Annotated in this window: 14 protein-coding genes; 5 read left to right on the top strand and 9 right to left on the bottom strand. The window is 42.2% G+C overall.

Annotated features, from left to right (window positions below):
- Positions 1 to 156: 156 nt before the first annotated feature.
- The 5 genes from thrS to AC1EK3_RS01405 all read right to left on the bottom strand — a co-directional run bounded on the left by thrS (position 157) and on the right by AC1EK3_RS01405 (position 6,338).
- Positions 157 to 2,187: a threonine--tRNA ligase gene (gene thrS, locus AC1EK3_RS01425; protein WP_415691921.1), complete on the bottom strand. Its 2,031-nt coding sequence runs from the start codon at positions 2,185 to 2,187 to the stop codon at positions 157 to 159.
- Positions 2,188 to 2,370: 183 nt separating this feature from the next.
- Positions 2,371 to 3,264 (bottom strand): metal ABC transporter permease, encoded by an 894-nt coding sequence (locus tag AC1EK3_RS01420; RefSeq protein ID WP_480033476.1) that lies wholly within the window; start codon positions 3,262 to 3,264, stop codon positions 2,371 to 2,373.
- Complete coding sequence (locus AC1EK3_RS01415) at positions 3,265 to 4,221, bottom strand: metal ABC transporter permease (RefSeq protein WP_119526528.1); 957 nt, start codon at positions 4,219 to 4,221, stop codon at positions 3,265 to 3,267. It lies immediately after the preceding gene.
- Positions 4,221 to 5,012 (bottom strand): metal ABC transporter ATP-binding protein, encoded by a 792-nt coding sequence (locus AC1EK3_RS01410; protein ID WP_480033477.1) that lies wholly within the window; start codon positions 5,010 to 5,012, stop codon positions 4,221 to 4,223. The genes AC1EK3_RS01415 and AC1EK3_RS01410 overlap by 1 nt, the downstream gene beginning before the upstream one ends.
- Positions 5,013 to 5,156: 144 nt before the next feature.
- On the bottom strand, positions 5,157 to 6,338 hold the full coding sequence (locus AC1EK3_RS01405; protein ID WP_480033478.1) for a metal ABC transporter substrate-binding protein: 1,182 nt from the start codon (positions 6,336 to 6,338) through the stop codon (positions 5,157 to 5,159).
- A 472-nt stretch (positions 6,339 to 6,810) separates the two neighbouring features.
- Here AC1EK3_RS01405 and AC1EK3_RS01400 point away from each other — a divergent pair, with 472 nt between their 5' ends.
- From AC1EK3_RS01400 to AC1EK3_RS01385, 4 genes are all read left to right on the top strand, one after another.
- Complete coding sequence (locus AC1EK3_RS01400; RefSeq protein ID WP_480033491.1) at positions 6,811 to 7,953, top strand: ADP-dependent NAD(P)H-hydrate dehydratase; 1,143 nt, start codon at positions 6,811 to 6,813, stop codon at positions 7,951 to 7,953.
- Between the two features lie 123 nt (positions 7,954 to 8,076).
- Positions 8,077 to 8,727 carry an HAD family hydrolase gene (locus AC1EK3_RS01395; protein WP_480033479.1) on the top strand — a complete coding sequence of 217 codons (651 nt, stop codon included), beginning with the start codon at positions 8,077 to 8,079 and terminating at the stop codon, positions 8,725 to 8,727.
- 166 nt (positions 8,728 to 8,893) lie between these two features.
- Positions 8,894 to 9,826, top strand: a complete 933-nt coding sequence (locus tag AC1EK3_RS01390) for a LysR family transcriptional regulator (protein ID WP_391495820.1) — start codon at positions 8,894 to 8,896, stop codon at positions 9,824 to 9,826.
- Positions 9,827 to 9,959: 133 nt separating this feature from the next.
- Positions 9,960 to 10,409, top strand: a complete 450-nt coding sequence (locus AC1EK3_RS01385) for a Panacea domain-containing protein (RefSeq protein WP_415689820.1) — start codon at positions 9,960 to 9,962, stop codon at positions 10,407 to 10,409.
- A gap of 551 nt (positions 10,410 to 10,960) precedes the next feature.
- Here AC1EK3_RS01385 and AC1EK3_RS01380 read toward each other — a convergent pair.
- Genes AC1EK3_RS01380 through lepA form a run of 3 tightly spaced genes read right to left on the bottom strand, consistent with a single transcriptional unit; the run spans position 10,961 to position 14,673 of the window.
- Positions 10,961 to 11,416, bottom strand: coding sequence for a tripartite tricarboxylate transporter TctB family protein (locus tag AC1EK3_RS01380; RefSeq protein ID WP_415687179.1), 456 nt, complete (start codon positions 11,414 to 11,416; stop codon positions 10,961 to 10,963).
- 57 nt (positions 11,417 to 11,473) lie between these two features.
- Positions 11,474 to 12,796: a radical SAM family heme chaperone HemW gene (hemW, locus tag AC1EK3_RS01375; protein ID WP_480033480.1), complete on the bottom strand. Its 1,323-nt coding sequence runs from the start codon at positions 12,794 to 12,796 to the stop codon at positions 11,474 to 11,476.
- On the bottom strand, positions 12,793 to 14,673 hold the full coding sequence (gene lepA / locus AC1EK3_RS01370; protein WP_480033481.1) for a translation elongation factor 4: 1,881 nt from the start codon (positions 14,671 to 14,673) through the stop codon (positions 12,793 to 12,795). Before lepA ends, hemW begins: the two co-directional genes overlap by 4 nt.
- Before the next feature lie 204 nt (positions 14,674 to 14,877).
- Between lepA and rpsT the strand changes: the two genes are divergently transcribed.
- The gene (gene rpsT / locus AC1EK3_RS01365) at positions 14,878 to 15,138 is read left to right on the top strand and encodes a 30S ribosomal protein S20 (protein ID WP_004127335.1); all 261 of its coding nucleotides are present in this window, start codon (positions 14,878 to 14,880) and stop codon (positions 15,136 to 15,138) included.
- A 91-nt stretch (positions 15,139 to 15,229) separates the two neighbouring features.
- On the opposite strand, the gene AC1EK3_RS01360 is transcribed toward rpsT, so the two are convergent.
- Complete coding sequence (locus AC1EK3_RS01360; protein WP_480033492.1) at positions 15,230 to 15,940, bottom strand: trimeric intracellular cation channel family protein; 711 nt, start codon at positions 15,938 to 15,940, stop codon at positions 15,230 to 15,232.
- Between the last annotated feature and the right edge of the window lie 107 nt (positions 15,941 to 16,047).

The raw sequence follows: 16,047 nt of genomic DNA, 5'->3' as shown, positions 1-16,047 counted from the left end.
TCAATAAACAATCCCATATTAGTCAATCGACTGTAATACGCATAAAAGCCCACACAACTTTAAGAAGTGTGGGCTTTTGCTTATTTCGTTTACTTATTGCAATTAGTTTTCAAGCGAAACTGCATTATTTAAGTAACGTTACTTAAATAACTTACATTACTTAGTGTAACGCTCGAAATCTTCTGCACTATTTACCTGAACGCGCTGCTTAATAATGGAAAGAATCCACTCTTTAGCTTGAGCAACAGGAACGCCGTTCAATTGGCTGCCATCGCGGAAGCGGAAGCTCACAGCATTGTTGTTCACATCCTCTTCGCCAGCAATCAAAGTGAAAGGCACCTTAGACTTAGAAGCGTTACGAATCTTCTTGCCAAAGCGATCATCGGAGCTGTCCATTTCACAACGAACCATATTCTCTTCCAAATCGCTAATAAACTTTTGCAAGTGTGGAGCGAACTCGTCTGCAACAGGAACGCCAGTTACTTGAACTGGAGCCAACCATGCTGGGAACGCGCCTGCATAATGCTCAAGCAAAATAGCAAAGAAACGCTCAATAGAGCCAAAGAGTGCACGGTGAATCATCACAGGACGCTGGTGGCTACCGTCAGCAGCAATGTATTCCAACTTAAAGCGCTCAGGCAAGTTGAAGTCGAGCTGAATAGTAGAAACCTGCCAAGTGCGGCCGATCGCATCGCGAGCTTGCACAGAAATCTTCGGGCCGTAGAATGCAGCTCCACCTGGATCGTCCACGAGTTCCAAACCAGACTCTTTAGCAACCTCTGCCAAAGTGTTAGTTGCTTCTTCCCAAATCTCGTCGGAACCAACGAACTTGTGCTCATCCTTAGTGGAAAGCTCCAAGTAGAAGTCGTTCAAACCGAAGTCTTTAAGAAGACCAAGCACAAAGTTAAGCAAGCTCTTCAACTCATCGCGCATCTGCTCGCGAGTGCAATAAATGTGCGAATCATCCTGAGTCAAGCCGCGCACGCGAGTTAAGCCATGAACAACGCCAGACTTTTCGTAGCGATACACAGTACCAAACTCAAACAAGCGCAAAGGAAGCTCGCGATAAGAACGCTGGCGAGACTTGAAGATCAAGTTATGCATTGGGCAGTTCATTGGCTTCAAGTAGTAGTCAGCACCTTGGCGAGTTACGTTACCGTTTTCGTCGCGCTCTTCGTCAAGCTTCATTGGAGGATACATGCCATCCTTGTACCACTGCAAGTGGCCGGAAGTCTCATACAAGCCACCCTTAGTAATGTGCGGAGTTTGTACGAAGCTGTAGTGATGCTTGCGATGCTGCTCTCGTGAATAATCTTCCATCGCGTTAATAATTGCAGCACCCTTTGGATGGAACACTGCTAAGCCTGGACCAATCTCGTCTGGGAATGAGAACAAATCCATCTCTTGACCGAGCTTACGATGATCGCGCTTAGCAGCTTCTTCCATGCGAGTTGTATAAGCTTTAAGCTCTTCCTTGCTAGGCCAAGCAGTTCCGTAAATGCGCTGAAGCATAGGATTATGCTCCGAGCCACGCCAGTAAGCTGCAGCAACACGCTCAAGCTTAAAAGCCTTAATATAGCGAGTGTTTGGCAAATGAGGTCCACGGCACAAATCGCTCCAGACCTTATTGCCTTCGCGATCCAAATTGTCGTACATGCTAAGCTCATGCTTGCTAATTTCGCCAGCAGCAGCCGGATCAAGAGCAGCTTCCTTATCCCCAATCAACTCCAACTTATAAGGTTGATTTGCTTCTTCAGCGCGTGCTTCATCTTCAGTTACAACGCGACGACGGAAGCTTTGAGACTCTTTAATAATGCGCTGCATATGCTTTTCGATTTGCTTCAAATCGTCTGGCGTAAATGGAGTATCAACATCGAAATCGTAGTAGAAGCCGTCTTTAATTACAGGACCTACGCCCAACTTTGCGTCTGGTCGAATTTCTTGAACAGCTTGAGCCATCACGTGAGTAGCGGAATGACGCATGATTGCGATGCCATCTTCACTATCAAGTGCTACTGATTCCACGGTATCACCGTCATGAAGAGGCGTGTACAAATCACGCAACTCGCCATTTAAACGCACGGCAATAATATTCTTATCTTCCGCGAAAAGTTCAACGCCAGTGAAGCTTGCATCCACCTCCTTGCGTTCCTCGTTTACGGTGATGGAGATGGTATTTTCAGCCATAATTGTCCTTTTCTATCGGGGTCTTGCGTTACTAATGTGCAGACCTGGACTTGTGTGGCGTCGATAAACTTACGCGATTAAACAATTAACAAAACGCGCAAAAAACGACGTCAATCGCGCGCATTTTTCACGCGCAATTCGTTGACATTCTAGGACAACAGAACGACTTTTAAGGCACTTTTACTAAATAGCGTTTTCAGATGCTTTTTCGCGCTGCAATTGCAATCTTGATGAAAAATCATTAATTTTTATAAAAATACTTTCACCAATCTTGACTATTAAGAAGAAAGCTCCAGCGCAAATAGCAATAGTGCCACCGGCAGAAAGCTTCAGTATTACAGCGAAAGCTAGTCCAATTAAAGCAATCGAAACAGCAGTAATTACGCATGCAAGTACAAATTTATTTATAGAGGCAATTCTTCCCTTTAATGCTGCAGCAGGAGCAGCAATAAGAGATACTGAAACAACTGTACCAACTGCTGGAATAATAACGGAAACAGTAATAATAATCAAAGCAAGAACCATGCCCTGTATAAAACCTGATCTTCCGCCTGCAGCACGGTAATTAATAGGGTCAAACGAGCAATGCACAAGATTAGCAGAATTAAAAATCCATAATCCCAAAACAAGCAAGAAAGCAACAGAGGCTGAAATCACGTCTGCAGGAGTGCAATTAAGCAATGATCCAGTTAAAAATCCCTCAATACGCAATGGCAATGGAGCAAACCACTTATTTAAAAAGTATCCACTAGCAAAGCCGACAGTTAAAGTAATACCAGCTGCAGCTTGCGAAGAAATGCCTTTAAGATGCGAAAGTGCATACATTACTAAGGAAAGTGCAACGCACGCAACAGCAGCACCAACAAAAAGCCCAAGCGACAAAATATTTTGATCTATTGTATAAGCAGAAGTTACAACTACACCTAATACTGCTCCAGGAAATGCAGCATGAGTAATAGATTCAGTAAAGAATATTCGCTGATTAAGAAGAGCAAGAGAGCCAACGAAACCGCATAGAGCACCTACAACAATTGCTTCAACTATAGGTAGAGCGATAATTTGCCAAATACTTACCATCTATTCCCTACCTTTATAAGATTTTGCTAAAACTTGCATATCGCTATCGCTTGTATGAGTTTTATGCGCAAAAACTATAGATGAAATAACTTGGAACAGCCAGCGCACAATAAGCACAACTACGAACATTGCACACATGCTTAATGCAATTGCTGCTTGAGGAGAAATAGGATGATCAAGCTCCAAATTCATAACATACATACCAAGAACAACTCCAGCAATACCAACAAAAATACCAACTGCAACCATGCGTCCAACTGTTCTAGACACTAAACGAGCACTAGCCCCAGGAATAATAAGGTATCCGATCACAAGAAGAACGCCAACAGCTGAAGATGCAGAAACAACAACCGCAGCAATACCAACGTTAAGAACAATATCTACAAAAAGAGTATGCACTCCCATTAATGGAGCACTTGCTCGATCGAAAGCAACAATAATCTGCTGTTTCCAAGTTGCCAAAAGCACAATAATTGCAAACAAGCAAATCCACATTGCTTGAGTCATTCGCTCATCAGTGACATCAAGCAGCCTACCAAACATCAATGCCTCGAGCTGACCTGACATATCACCTTTTTTTAGTGAAATTACTACACCAAGAGCAAAGAAAGTAGTTAAAACAGTTGCGATAATCGATTCATTTATGCGAGCTGAACGAGAAGCCCACACTAACGCAGCAACTAAAAATACTGAACAAATTGCAGCACCAGGAATAATTTGATCTATGCCACCGTATAAAGCACCTACAACAATTCCAGGAAATATGCCATGCACAATAGCTTCCGCATTAAATTCAGCACATCTCAAGTTCACAAATACACCAACGATTCCGCTAGCTATAGACAGAACTACAAGTAAGCAGAACGGACGAAAAATATAAGGAGCAGAAGCAATAAAATCAAAACCTGGAATTGGTTCCAGAACTTCTCTTAATGACTCAACTAATTGGGCAAGCATTAATCTTGCCTTCCGCTAATTTTTAAACCATCGCTAAAAACTTCTTTAGAGCCTTCTTTAGAATCAGAATCCTCTTCAGACATTTGCGAAAGCGTAAGACCTGCAGAATCTGTTGGCATGCTTCCACCATATGCGCGAGTAATATTTTCTTTAGTCATTACTTCTTTAAGCGCGCCAAAAGCAATCTGCTTGCCAGCTAAAAGTAACGCTTTTTCACAAATAGCATCTGCAATAACTAAATCGTGCGTAGATACAACAAAAGCAATACCTTCTTGCTTTGCTGATTTCATAATATTAAGAAGTTCTCGGCGATTCGGTTCATCAAGACCATTAAAAGGTTCGTCGAGCAAAATAAGCGTTGGCTTTGCAACAATAGCGCGCGCAAGAAGAATGCGTTGGCGCTGACCGCCAGAAAGGTCACCAAATCGCACATCTGCACGATTTAATAAACCAACATGATTAAGAGCATCCTCAACAGCTTTTTTCTGATCTTTTTTAAGCAATCCAAGAAAACCTGTCTGCCTACTTAAGCCCATTGCAACAACTTGCCGTGCAGTAATAGGGAATGTTAAATCCAAATCAACCTGCTGTGGCACATATCCAATAGACAAAGCCTTAGGCATTTTCAGTTCGCCGCGACTTACGCGAACGATACCAATAATAGCCTGTAAAAACGTTGTTTTTCCAGAACCATTTGGACCTATTAAAGCCAAAGCTTCCCCGGCTTGCACACTGCCATTAATACCAGTCACTACAGTTTTATAACCGTATGCCAGGTCGCAATTTTTCATTGCAAGGACGCTCTTATTCACTATATTTCCAGTCTTTTCAGTTCATTAATAAGTATTCGTAACAGTAACTTCTTGCTTTCGTTATTAAACTTTCACTATTAAAGTTACTGTTACGATACTGTTATTTTTACTGTTATTTATATGTTACTTCTTCAATGCAGTCTTAACTGAATCTGGAAGTTCAGGAACATTACCATTCCAAGCCTTCACCAATGTTTCAACATTGTGAACAATGGAACCGATATAAGTTTCGCCATCAGATCCAACTGGTCCAAGAGAATCTCCGTAAAGCGCATCGTCGCCAATAACAGCCTTCACTCCTGCTGCAGAAGCAACAGCTTTAATAGACTTGGAATTGTTAGAATTCTCAGCGAAAATCGCAACAGCTCCGGACTTCTTAACGTCTTCTGCAGCTTTCTGAATATGATCTGCAGTAGCATCCTGCTGGCTGTTGAAATCAGAAAGTGCTGCACCAATGAACTTCACATTGTAGTCACGAGAGAAGTAACCGAATGCATCGTGAGAAGTGAAGAGAACACGATGCTTTTGTGGCACACTATTCAAAGCTTTAGTTGCCCAAGCATCCAAATCAGTCAAAGACTTAACGAACTTTTCAACATGCTCATCGAAAATAGACTTGCTCTTAGGGAGAGCTTTTCCGAGGAAATAACCGATATTCTTAACCTGAATCATCGTATTCTTCGTGCTTGTCCAAATATGTGGATCGTACTGGAATTCAGGCTCCTTCTCGCCTTCTTCTGGAGGGAATGGCCACTTTTCAGCATGCACCTTAGCGATACCGCGATCAACCTTGTATGGAAGATCCTTTTCCTTAGCAGTCTCAGCCTTTGGATCCTTGATTTCATCAGCAGTGAGAATACCGGAAGTCACACCCATAGTGCCCTTAAAACCGGTAGCTTTCACAGCTTGATCCAAGAAGTGCTCGAGATCTACACCAGAAACGAGCATCAAATCAGCCTTAGAAAGAGCTTTAGATTGAGCTGGAGTCATTTCATGCTCATGAGCAGAAGCATTTGGCGCAAGCAAGCAGGTCAAATTAATTGTTGACTTTGCTTTGTCTTGAGGAGCTCCGATTACAGACTTCTTGCCCTGAGAATCAGTCTTATTGAGGCTCAATCCAGATTTTGCGTCAGCAGTTGAAGCGATTTGAGTTACGTAATCGCAAATTTGAGTTGTAGTTGCCACTACATTTACTTGATTGCCATTCGCTTTATTTTCGGCATTTTTTGCAGAGCCGCAAGCACCCATAGAAGTTGCTAATAATGCAACCGCAGCTGCAGTTGCGAAAATTCGTGAAGTTTTCACACTCGTTCCTTTCGGGAATCTTTAAATGTTATTGCATGGGTTGATTGTGAGAGGTACTCATGAAAGCTGTTCATGAAAAAAATAATCATTCGCAATAACGCTTATAGCATAAGAAAAATATGCGTGACGGTCAATAAAAAATGTGAAAAAATATAATTATTTTTGAAAAAATGCGTTTCGCGACTTTTCTATCTGTTACAATGCAAAATTTCAAAAAAGACCATGCTGCTTTCTGCTTTATCTTGCATTAAAAAACGTTAATATACCAACGAAAAAATAAATGTGATTATAACATTTGAACAAATTTATTAAGCAGGCATTTTTGTTTATTTTTTACGCAAAACTAGTAGCGACACGCCGTAACACTCACGACACGCAGAATAACAAAAAAATTACAAATATTTTCAAAATGTTTACAAATTGTAACAATACATAAGTTTAGACAGTAATACACATGTTTAGCCAACTCTGCATGTGCTTAACAGCAATTACACTTAATAATATGTTTGGCAATACAGATGGCATGAATTACGTTGCAAAACCCGACAGTTCTCACGCTGACGATAAAAACTCTGCAAATAATGAAATATCTGTAGATATTCATCTTGCTTCCACACCATTGCGCACGCCTCATGCAAGCGATAATAAATATTCAAGAGGTGTTCTAGGCGTAATTACCGGTTCAAACGACTATCCCGGAGCAGCAGTATTAAGCACAAGCGCTGCAATACATGCAAATATTGGAATGGTTCGTTATTCAGGTCCTCTTAGCGCACAAAACTTAGTATTGCAAGCATCACCTGAGGTAGTAGCATCTGAACAATTAAACGGAAAAATCGACGCAATAACAGTTGGATGCGGCATACCAGACGAAAGCCATTGCAACGACGAAACTGCTTTATCTCAAAGAAAATACATTGCTAGCATACTTGCAAAATACTCCAACGAAAACGACAACAAAAACGAAAACGAAGACGACAACGCTGAAACGCAATTAAATAACAATCTTCCGCCAATATGCGTAGATGCTGGAGCATTAGACTTACTACCAAAACAAGTTTGCGAAAAAGTAGTTCTCACACCTCATGCAGGAGAATTAAGCTCGCTTTTTACTAGATACGATTTAGAAGTAAGCGCACAACAAATAGTCAAAAACCCAACTCAGTACGCACAAAAAGCAGCCGATCTTACTGGAGCAACTGTGTTAGTTAAAGGCGCAACAACAGCAGTTGCATCACCATCAAAATTGCACTCTCCTATTTATATTGCGCAATACGCTCCATCTTGGCTAGCAACTGCAGGTTCAGGAGATGTTCTAGCAGGAATTTTAGGAGCATTGCTGGCTCAGCACGAAAAAGATAACGAAAACAACGACAAGAACTACAACAACAATGCAAACAACAAAAATTACGCACTTATCGCAGCGAGCGCAGCTGTAATTCACGGAATTTGCGCAGTATTTGCATCACGCAGCAGTGGAGGAAACAATTACACTCAATTAGTACAAGACATAGTGAAATCAAAGCGTGCTTTAACTTTGGAACATCCAATTATTGCAAGCGATATTATAAATGCATTACCGCATGTTCTTGGGATTCTTATTAATATAAAGTAGCGCGCGCAATAATATCAGTAATGCGCAAAATTAACGAGCAAAATTAACGAGCAAAATTAACGCACGAAACAAAATACGAGAATATAAAATAACGTATGAAACAAATAGGAGCAGTAGAAACAAATGACTAACGCACAAAATATTGAGATTCATGACGTCATGTTTGACTATTGCAAAGTTCTACTCGAATGGAATTGCCGAAACTGTTTGCAAAAGCAATTCCCGAATTTAGTTGATACTATTTGCCCTAATGGAAGCTTTGGAAAGAACGATTTAGCCGGGTTCTATGAATTTGAGGACCGCATGGATGGCGGCGAGCTTTTGAAAGATCTTATGCCTGAATACGAACGTCGCTTTGGAAGCGAACTTGCTGAGGCTTTCCGTTGGTATTGCGCTCATTATGACCAAGTTTTGACGCGCATGATGCCTGGAATGGTTGATTTATTGCATGATTTACGTAAAGCTGGATACGGCGTATGGGGCTTAACAAATTGGTCTAAAGAAACTTTCCCGTTGGCGCTTAAAAAATTCCCAGAACTTTCTACTCTTCTGCAAGGAACTATTATTTCCGGTGTTGAGCATTTGCATAAGCCAGAACCGGAAATTTTTGAACTTGCTATAAGTAGATTTGGATTGAATCCGCAAACAACTGTTTTCTTCGACGATAAGCCAGCAAATATTGATGGAGCTCATAGAGTTGGCATGCATGGATTTGTTTTTACAACTGCAGAGCAAGCGCGTAAGGATTTAGCTTCAGTGGGAGTAAATCTTTAATAATTGCTTAAATATTTAGCTTATATTATATTACTAAGGTCATGGAAACTATAGTTATGGAAACTAATAATTAGGTTATGCCTATACCTTTTGCTAGATTCGTTAGCGGCTCATTTATGTGATTTTTGATAATTATTTTAACTTTTAGCTCACGAAAGAAGCTCATATGACTTTGCTACAACTGAAATATATTGTAAAAATTGTTGACTGCGGTTCAATGAACGAAGCAGCACGAGCATTATATATTTCACAACCAGCATTGAGCTCTTCTGTAAAAGAGCTTGAAAGAGAGCTTAATATTGAGATTTTCACTAGATCCACTCAAGGAATTGCATTAACAGCTGATGGAGCGGAATTTTTGACGTACGCTCGACAAGTAATTGAGCAGGCAGATCTTCTTGAAGAACGATACAAAAGTACTAAGCCTCGCCCACAATTATGCAGCGTTGCAACACAACACTATATGTTTGCTGTTGAAGCATTCGTCGACATGATTCGCAGTATTCATTCTGATGAATACGAGTTTTCAATTCGCGAGACACGCACAAAAAATATTATTAAGCAAGTAAGCGATATGCGCGCAGACATTGGAATTCTTTATCTTTCTGACTACAACAAGGATGTAATCGGCAAGCTGCTTCGTGAAAAACATTTGGAGTTCCACCCGCTTTTCCGTGCAAAATTGCATGTTTTTCTTTCTAGAAATAATCCGCTTGCAGTGCGAAAAAGCTTGAGCTTGGAAGATTTAAAACCGTACCCGTTTATTCAATACGAACAGGGAGAAGAAGGAAGTTTCTTCTTCGCAGAAGAGGCTGTTTGGCCTACTCGCCCACCGAAAAAAATCAACGTTTCTGACCGCGCTACCATTTTAAACTTTATTATTGGGTTGAATGGTTATACTGTTTGCACTGGAATAGATAACGGCGATTTAAACAATGAAAAAATTGTCACTATTCCGCTTGAATGTGATGACACTATGCTTGTTGGCTGGATTACAAACGAGCGCACGAAGCTTTCAAAAGCTTCACTCGCTTATCTTACGCAACTTAAATCTGTGCTTGTAAGACATGGCTACGCGCTTATAGATTCACAAAATTAACGCAAGCAAAAACTACGCAAGCCAAAAACTACGCATAATAAAAGTTGTCCACATTTCTTTAATCGAATTGACGCTCACTTTTTCCATTCATAAAATCGCTATTAATTTGTTGCAGAGAAAAAGGAGGTGCGCGATGGGCATTATTAACGTAGCGGCAAAAATATTGGAAATTATGGGGCCAATGACAACTATGAAGCTGCAAAAGCTTGTGTATTATTCTCAAGCGCACAGTTTAGCTACAACTGGATTGTCGCTATTTCCGGAAGATTTTGAAGCTTGGACGAACGGTCCAGTTTCATTGGAATTATTTAACAGGCATCGAGGAAGATTCACAATTCGCAAAGAAGAACTACTGATTTCTCTTCCAGAAAGATGCGCAACTTTAGAATATGAGCAGGTGAAGATTATAGAGGAAGTGTGTGCAAAACTTGGAAATCTTACAGGAAATCAGCTCAGCGAAAGAACGCATAAAGAAGATCCGTGGATTCGCGCGAGAATCGGTGTACCTGCGAATCAAGGCAGCGAGGAAATAATTTCCAAGAAGTCTATTCACGACTATTACGTAAATCATCCTATTGTGTAACTGCACAAGCTTTAACTGCGCAAGTAACGCTCAATAACGTTTATTCGTTACTGGTGCAGATTGTGCGCTGCGTTAGTAACGAATATTGGCGGTTTATCGTTACTGATGCAGATTGCGTACTGCGTTAGTAACGAATATTGGCGGTTTATCGTTACTGATGCAGATTGCGTACTGCGTTAGTAACGAATATTGACGGTTTATCGTTATTCGCGCAGTATGCGCTCGCGCGCGCTCTGGCCGAGCTTGAAATCAACAGGATTTCAAGCTCTTTCAAAGCGTGATTTGGCATGTGAAGCACGATGTGCTTCACATGCCAAATCAGCCGAACGGCTACCAATAGCCGTGAGGAATAAGCGCTCGCTTACGAAACTCGCGTTGGAAGTCCACTGGACTTCCAACTTAAGCGAGTTTCCGCTCCGAGTTGCATTCGCGCGCTACGCTCTAAGCGCGAAAGCAGGTAGGAGCGCACACAAACAACTAAGGCGAGCACGTTGTTATTAGCAAGTGCCCGCCTTAGTTTATTAAAGAACATTCCTATTTTATAAGTACGCCTAAATCGCAGTGCCGTGCTCGTCAAGGCGAGGATTCTGTTTAGAATTACTGAAGCTAAAGAACAAGCCAAATACGCCCAGCGCAAACAGAACTGCAACAGTTACAACAAGCACAATAGGCTGGTTAGGAAGCCACATTATCACCAAGAAAGCAAACGCGGAAACCAAAATCACAGCCCAAGAGCAAACGCCAATAACCTTACGAACTGCGTTCCAAGTGTCGTCTACTGATTCAGTTCGACGAATATTTCGAGCAATTCTTTCTTCTTCAGCTGTCACGTTAGAAGTTGGCTTCCAAGGACCAGTTCCCCTCTCTTGAAGTCTTCTAGAACGTTCTTGTAAATTATATTCGTCAATCATGCCTCCGCGAGCGCGACCTTTTGTTTCATCATATTGAGAAGGAATCCCCTTGCGGCTCTGCCTTTCCTTCGCGCGACGCTCTTTGCGGTTTGCCATGATTATTCCTTTCTACATTGAATTTTCTTATATCAAGCATTTATAACACAATACGCACTATTTTAGCACGGTCATACCTTCTTCACACGCGTCGACAATTCTTTCTATTAATAAATCGTTGAGCAACCTACCTTTGCGCGTTGCAATAATGCGATTTTCGTGCAATACTGCCAAGTCTTCCTTACACACTTCGCGTAACACTTTTTGCAAATGCGAATCGTCGAACACATTATTAGTTTCGCGCATTTTTTCGCACAATTGCAAAATATCAAGCCCTTCTTTAATGCGAAGCCCAAGCATTACTTCTTCAATAAGAGCATCTTCTGCATTGATACACTCGTAGTTTTGCCACGGCACGTTTCCTGCATTAATAGCATGAGCCCAATGTTTTGGATGCAAAATATCCCATGAGCGAAGGTTATAAAACTCGTTTGGATTAGCTAAAGAAGCGTCATCATCCATGCTTTGTTTACTGATGTGATTTGCAGAATTGTAGTGCGAGTGCGCTCCAGGCCCAATCCCAGCCCAATCAATGTTTCGCCAGTATCCAAGATTGTGACGAGACTCAAAACCAGGACGCGCCCAATTAGAAATCTCATACCACTTTAATCCAGCAGAACTAAAAAGCTCGTCTGCCAATTCGTATTTTTGAGCTTCATCATCGTCGTTTGGCGCTTGAATAGTGCCAGCAGCGATTTGACGACCCATTTTTGTGCGCGGCTCTACCGTTAGCGCATATGCAGAAATATGGTTAACTCCTAGGCTTAAAGCCATTTCTACTGACTTTCGCCAATCGTCTAAACTCTCCCCCGGAGCACCATAAATCAAGTCAACACTTGAACGCAAACCACAAGCATTCGCCGCATTTACTCCTCGCGCAACATTTTCTGGAGTATGCGTGCGGTCAAGTGTTTTTAGTACGTGCGAAACAGCCGATTGCATTCCGAAAGATATTCGAGTAAATCCGCCTTCTGCAAGCGTTTCAATATACTTTTCGTCAGCAGTGTCTGGATTTGCTTCAGTAGTTATTTCCGCTCCGGTTTTAAATCCCCACAAGTTACGTATTTCTTGCAAAATTCGCACTAAATCTTGCGCTTTAAGAACTGTTGGAGTGCCGCCGCCGAAGAAAACAGATTGCGTTTTAGGCTCGAAAATTCCGTGATATTCCTGCCATTTTTTTACAAGTTGCATCTCTAGAATCGCAACATCCGCGTACCCTTCGCGACTTGCTCCCTCTCCTAAATCGCGAGCCGTATAAGTGTTAAAATCGCAATATCCGCAGCGACGCAAACAAAACGGCACGTGCACGTACACTTCAAAAGGCATACTTTTAGTTTGCATAGCTGATTTATTTAATTCAGCATCCAACTCTAAACTCATCCTTCGGACTTTTGCGCTGCACGAATCTTATCTTTAGTGTCTCTGTCGTTTGCGCTCTCGTCTGTAGCCAAGGCCGCAACGAATGCTTCCTGCGGAACTTCAACGTGACCAAGCATCTTCATGCGCTTCTTACCAGCCTTCTGCTTTTCAAGAAGCTTACGTTTACGCGTAATATCTCCGCCGTAGCATTTAGCGAGCACATCTTTTCGAAGTGCGCTAATAGTTTCGCGAGCAATAATTCTAGAGCCGATTGCAGCCTGAATTGGAATCTCAAACTGCTGGCGAGGAATAAGTCCACGAAGCTTCTTAGTCATCATAACGCCATAAGAATAAGCCTTATCGCGGTGCACGATTGCACTAAAAGCGTCAACCTTTTCTCCCTGAATAAGAATATCAACTTTCACAAGATCCGCAGACTGCTCGCCATCCTCGTGGTAGTCAAGAGAAGCGTAGCCCTTTGTACGACTTTTAAGCTGATCGAAGAAGTCAAAAACGATTTCTGCAAGAGGAATCCTGTAATGCATTTCCACGCGGTCGGCACTAATATATTCCATTGTGCCCATTTCTCCGCGATGTTCCTGGCACAAATCCATTACAGCACCAATAAATTCTTTCGGCGTAATAATATCGGCAGCAACCATTGGCTCAATAATGCGCTTAATCTTACCTTCTGGAAACTCGCTAGGATTTGTTACGTGATGCTCTTTACCATCTTCGCTAGTAACATCGTAAGTTACGTTAGGAGCAGTGGAAATAAGATCCAAGCCAAACTCGCGGCTTAAACGCTCGGAAACAATCTCCATATGAAGAAGACCCAAGAATCCGCAACGGAAACCAAAGCCCAACGCAACAGACGTTTCTGGCTCGTAAATAAGAGCAGCGTCGTTAAGTTTTAGCTTGTCGAGAGCATCTCGAAGATCTGGGAATTGCGCGTTATCAATCGGGAAAAGACCTGCGTAAACCATAGGTTTAGGATCGCGATAACCGTCCAAAGGCTCAGATGCAGGATTTACGGCGCTGGTAATGGTGTCACCAACTTTAGATTGACTCACGTCTTTTGCACCTGTGATTACATAGCCTACTTCTCCGGCTCCAAGTGCCTTAGTTGGAGTCATATCTGGGCTAATAACGCCGATTTCAATAGGATCGTGCGTCATGCCGATTCCCATCATATGCAATTTTTCGCGCGACTTAAGTTCGCCATCAACCATACGAATATAGGTGACGATTCCGCGATACGAATCGTATACTGAATCAAAAATAAGAGCGCGAGCAGGAGAATCAGGATTTCCGCTTGGGGCTGGAACTTCCAGCACGATTTGGTCAAGAAGATCTTTTACGCCTTCGCCGGTTTTACCAGAAACGCGCAACACGTCCTCCGGCTTGCAACCAATTAAACCAGCTATCTCTTCAGCATGCTTATCTGGTTCAGCGCTAGGCAAATCGATTTTGTTAAGAACAGGGATAATCGTCAAATTGTGGTCAATTGCCATATAAAGATTAGAAAGCGTTTGCGCTTCAATGCCTTGAGTAGCATCTACTAACAGCACAGCACCTTCGCATGCTGCCAGCGCACGCGAAACTTCGTAAGTAAAATCGACGTGTCCAGGAGTATCAATCATGCCGAGAGAATACTCTTTGCCTTCAAAAGTCCAAGGAACTCGAACAGCCTGCGATTTAATAGTAATACCGCGCTCTTGCTCAATATCCATGCGATCCAAGAAACGGTCTCGCATTTCACGCTCTGGCACAATTCCTGAAAGTTGTAAAATGCGATCTGCTACAGTGGACTTGCCGTGATCTATATGCGCAATAATGCAGAAATTGCGTATCAACGATTGATCCGTAAATCCTGGCTGGTTATGCGGTGTAATCAAAGCAAGCATCTCCTTATTAAATACGCGGATAGGATTAAATTGCGTAAGCTACGCAAGTAATTAATCTTACCAACTCTACTACCCTAGTTTACGAAAAGAAACATCAGAAAAACTCGCACCACAGTAAGTAATAACGTTATCCAAGAAGCATGCTATGCTTACTCTTTGTATGTCCTTATATAGCAAACGTCGTTTGGAGTAACAGTGGCAAACATTAAGTCGCAGAAAAAGCGTGTTCTCACCAACGAGAAAGCACACAAGCGTAACGTAGCAGTAAAGTCTGCTTTGAAGACCGCTATTCGTGCTACTCGTGAAGCCATCACCGCTGGTGATAAGGCTGCAGCGCAGGCCGCTTTCGCAGTAGCCGCTCAGAAGCTTGACAAGGCTGCAGGTCGTGGCGTGATTCACAAGAATCAGGCTGCAAACCGCAAGTCTGGTCTTGCTGTAGCGATTAACGCTCTGTGAAGTTTGTGCAGGTAACTGCATAACACAGCATGTAAGGAAAATCCCCAGTACCAATCGGTGCTGGGGATTATTTTTATCATCGTATGCAATATTAGCGACGATGATTATTAATACGACGAATACGAGGACGTCTAACCTTAATAGGTTCCGTGCGATTCATTGCTCCAAATAAAGTTAAATCTAGTTTCACAGACAACAAGCGCATTGCAACAACAAGAACAACAATAAGAACATCAAGCAATATTTCAACAGTTAAACCAAAGTAACCTGCATGCTTTGCTTTTACAACAAAAACAGTTAATACACATCCAAAAGCAGCAGGTAAAGCATACCAATGCTTATCTCGCACAATAACAGGAACTTGGTTCAAAATCATGTCGCGAATCAAACCGCCTCCCAAAGCAGTTGCCATTCCTAAAAATACTGAAGTCGTGCCCGACATATGAAAATCTAAGCCTTTTGCTGTGCCGTTCACAGCGAATAATCCCAAAGCTAGCGCATCAATCGTAAGCATAAACCAACGCCACTTATCAATCTCTGGGTGCGCAACCGCGACAATTACGCCGGAAAGTAATCCAGTAATCACAAAACCATGGTCAGCAATTCCGACTGGCGGCAACGCTCCAAGTAAAACATCGCGCACAATTCCACCGCCCAACGCAGTAATCCAAGAAGTGGCAATAATGGCAAAAACATCGTACTTTTTACGAATAGCCCACATGCCGCCAACCATGCCACAACATCCCATAGCAACATACTCAACTATAAGAAAGAAGATGTTGTCCCCTAACGCGCCTTCCAAAACATTTCCCTTCAAACAAATTCACCGAAACATTGCGCGCAACAAGCAAACGCGCCGCACTCTATACGATATATAAATATAGAGTACGACGCGCCATAAGCAATATT

It is taken from the genome of Gardnerella sp. C0026F2 (assembly GCF_056590715.1).
The sequence above is the reverse complement of the archived record's forward strand: the minus strand, read 5'-3'. Positions and strand labels throughout refer to the sequence as shown.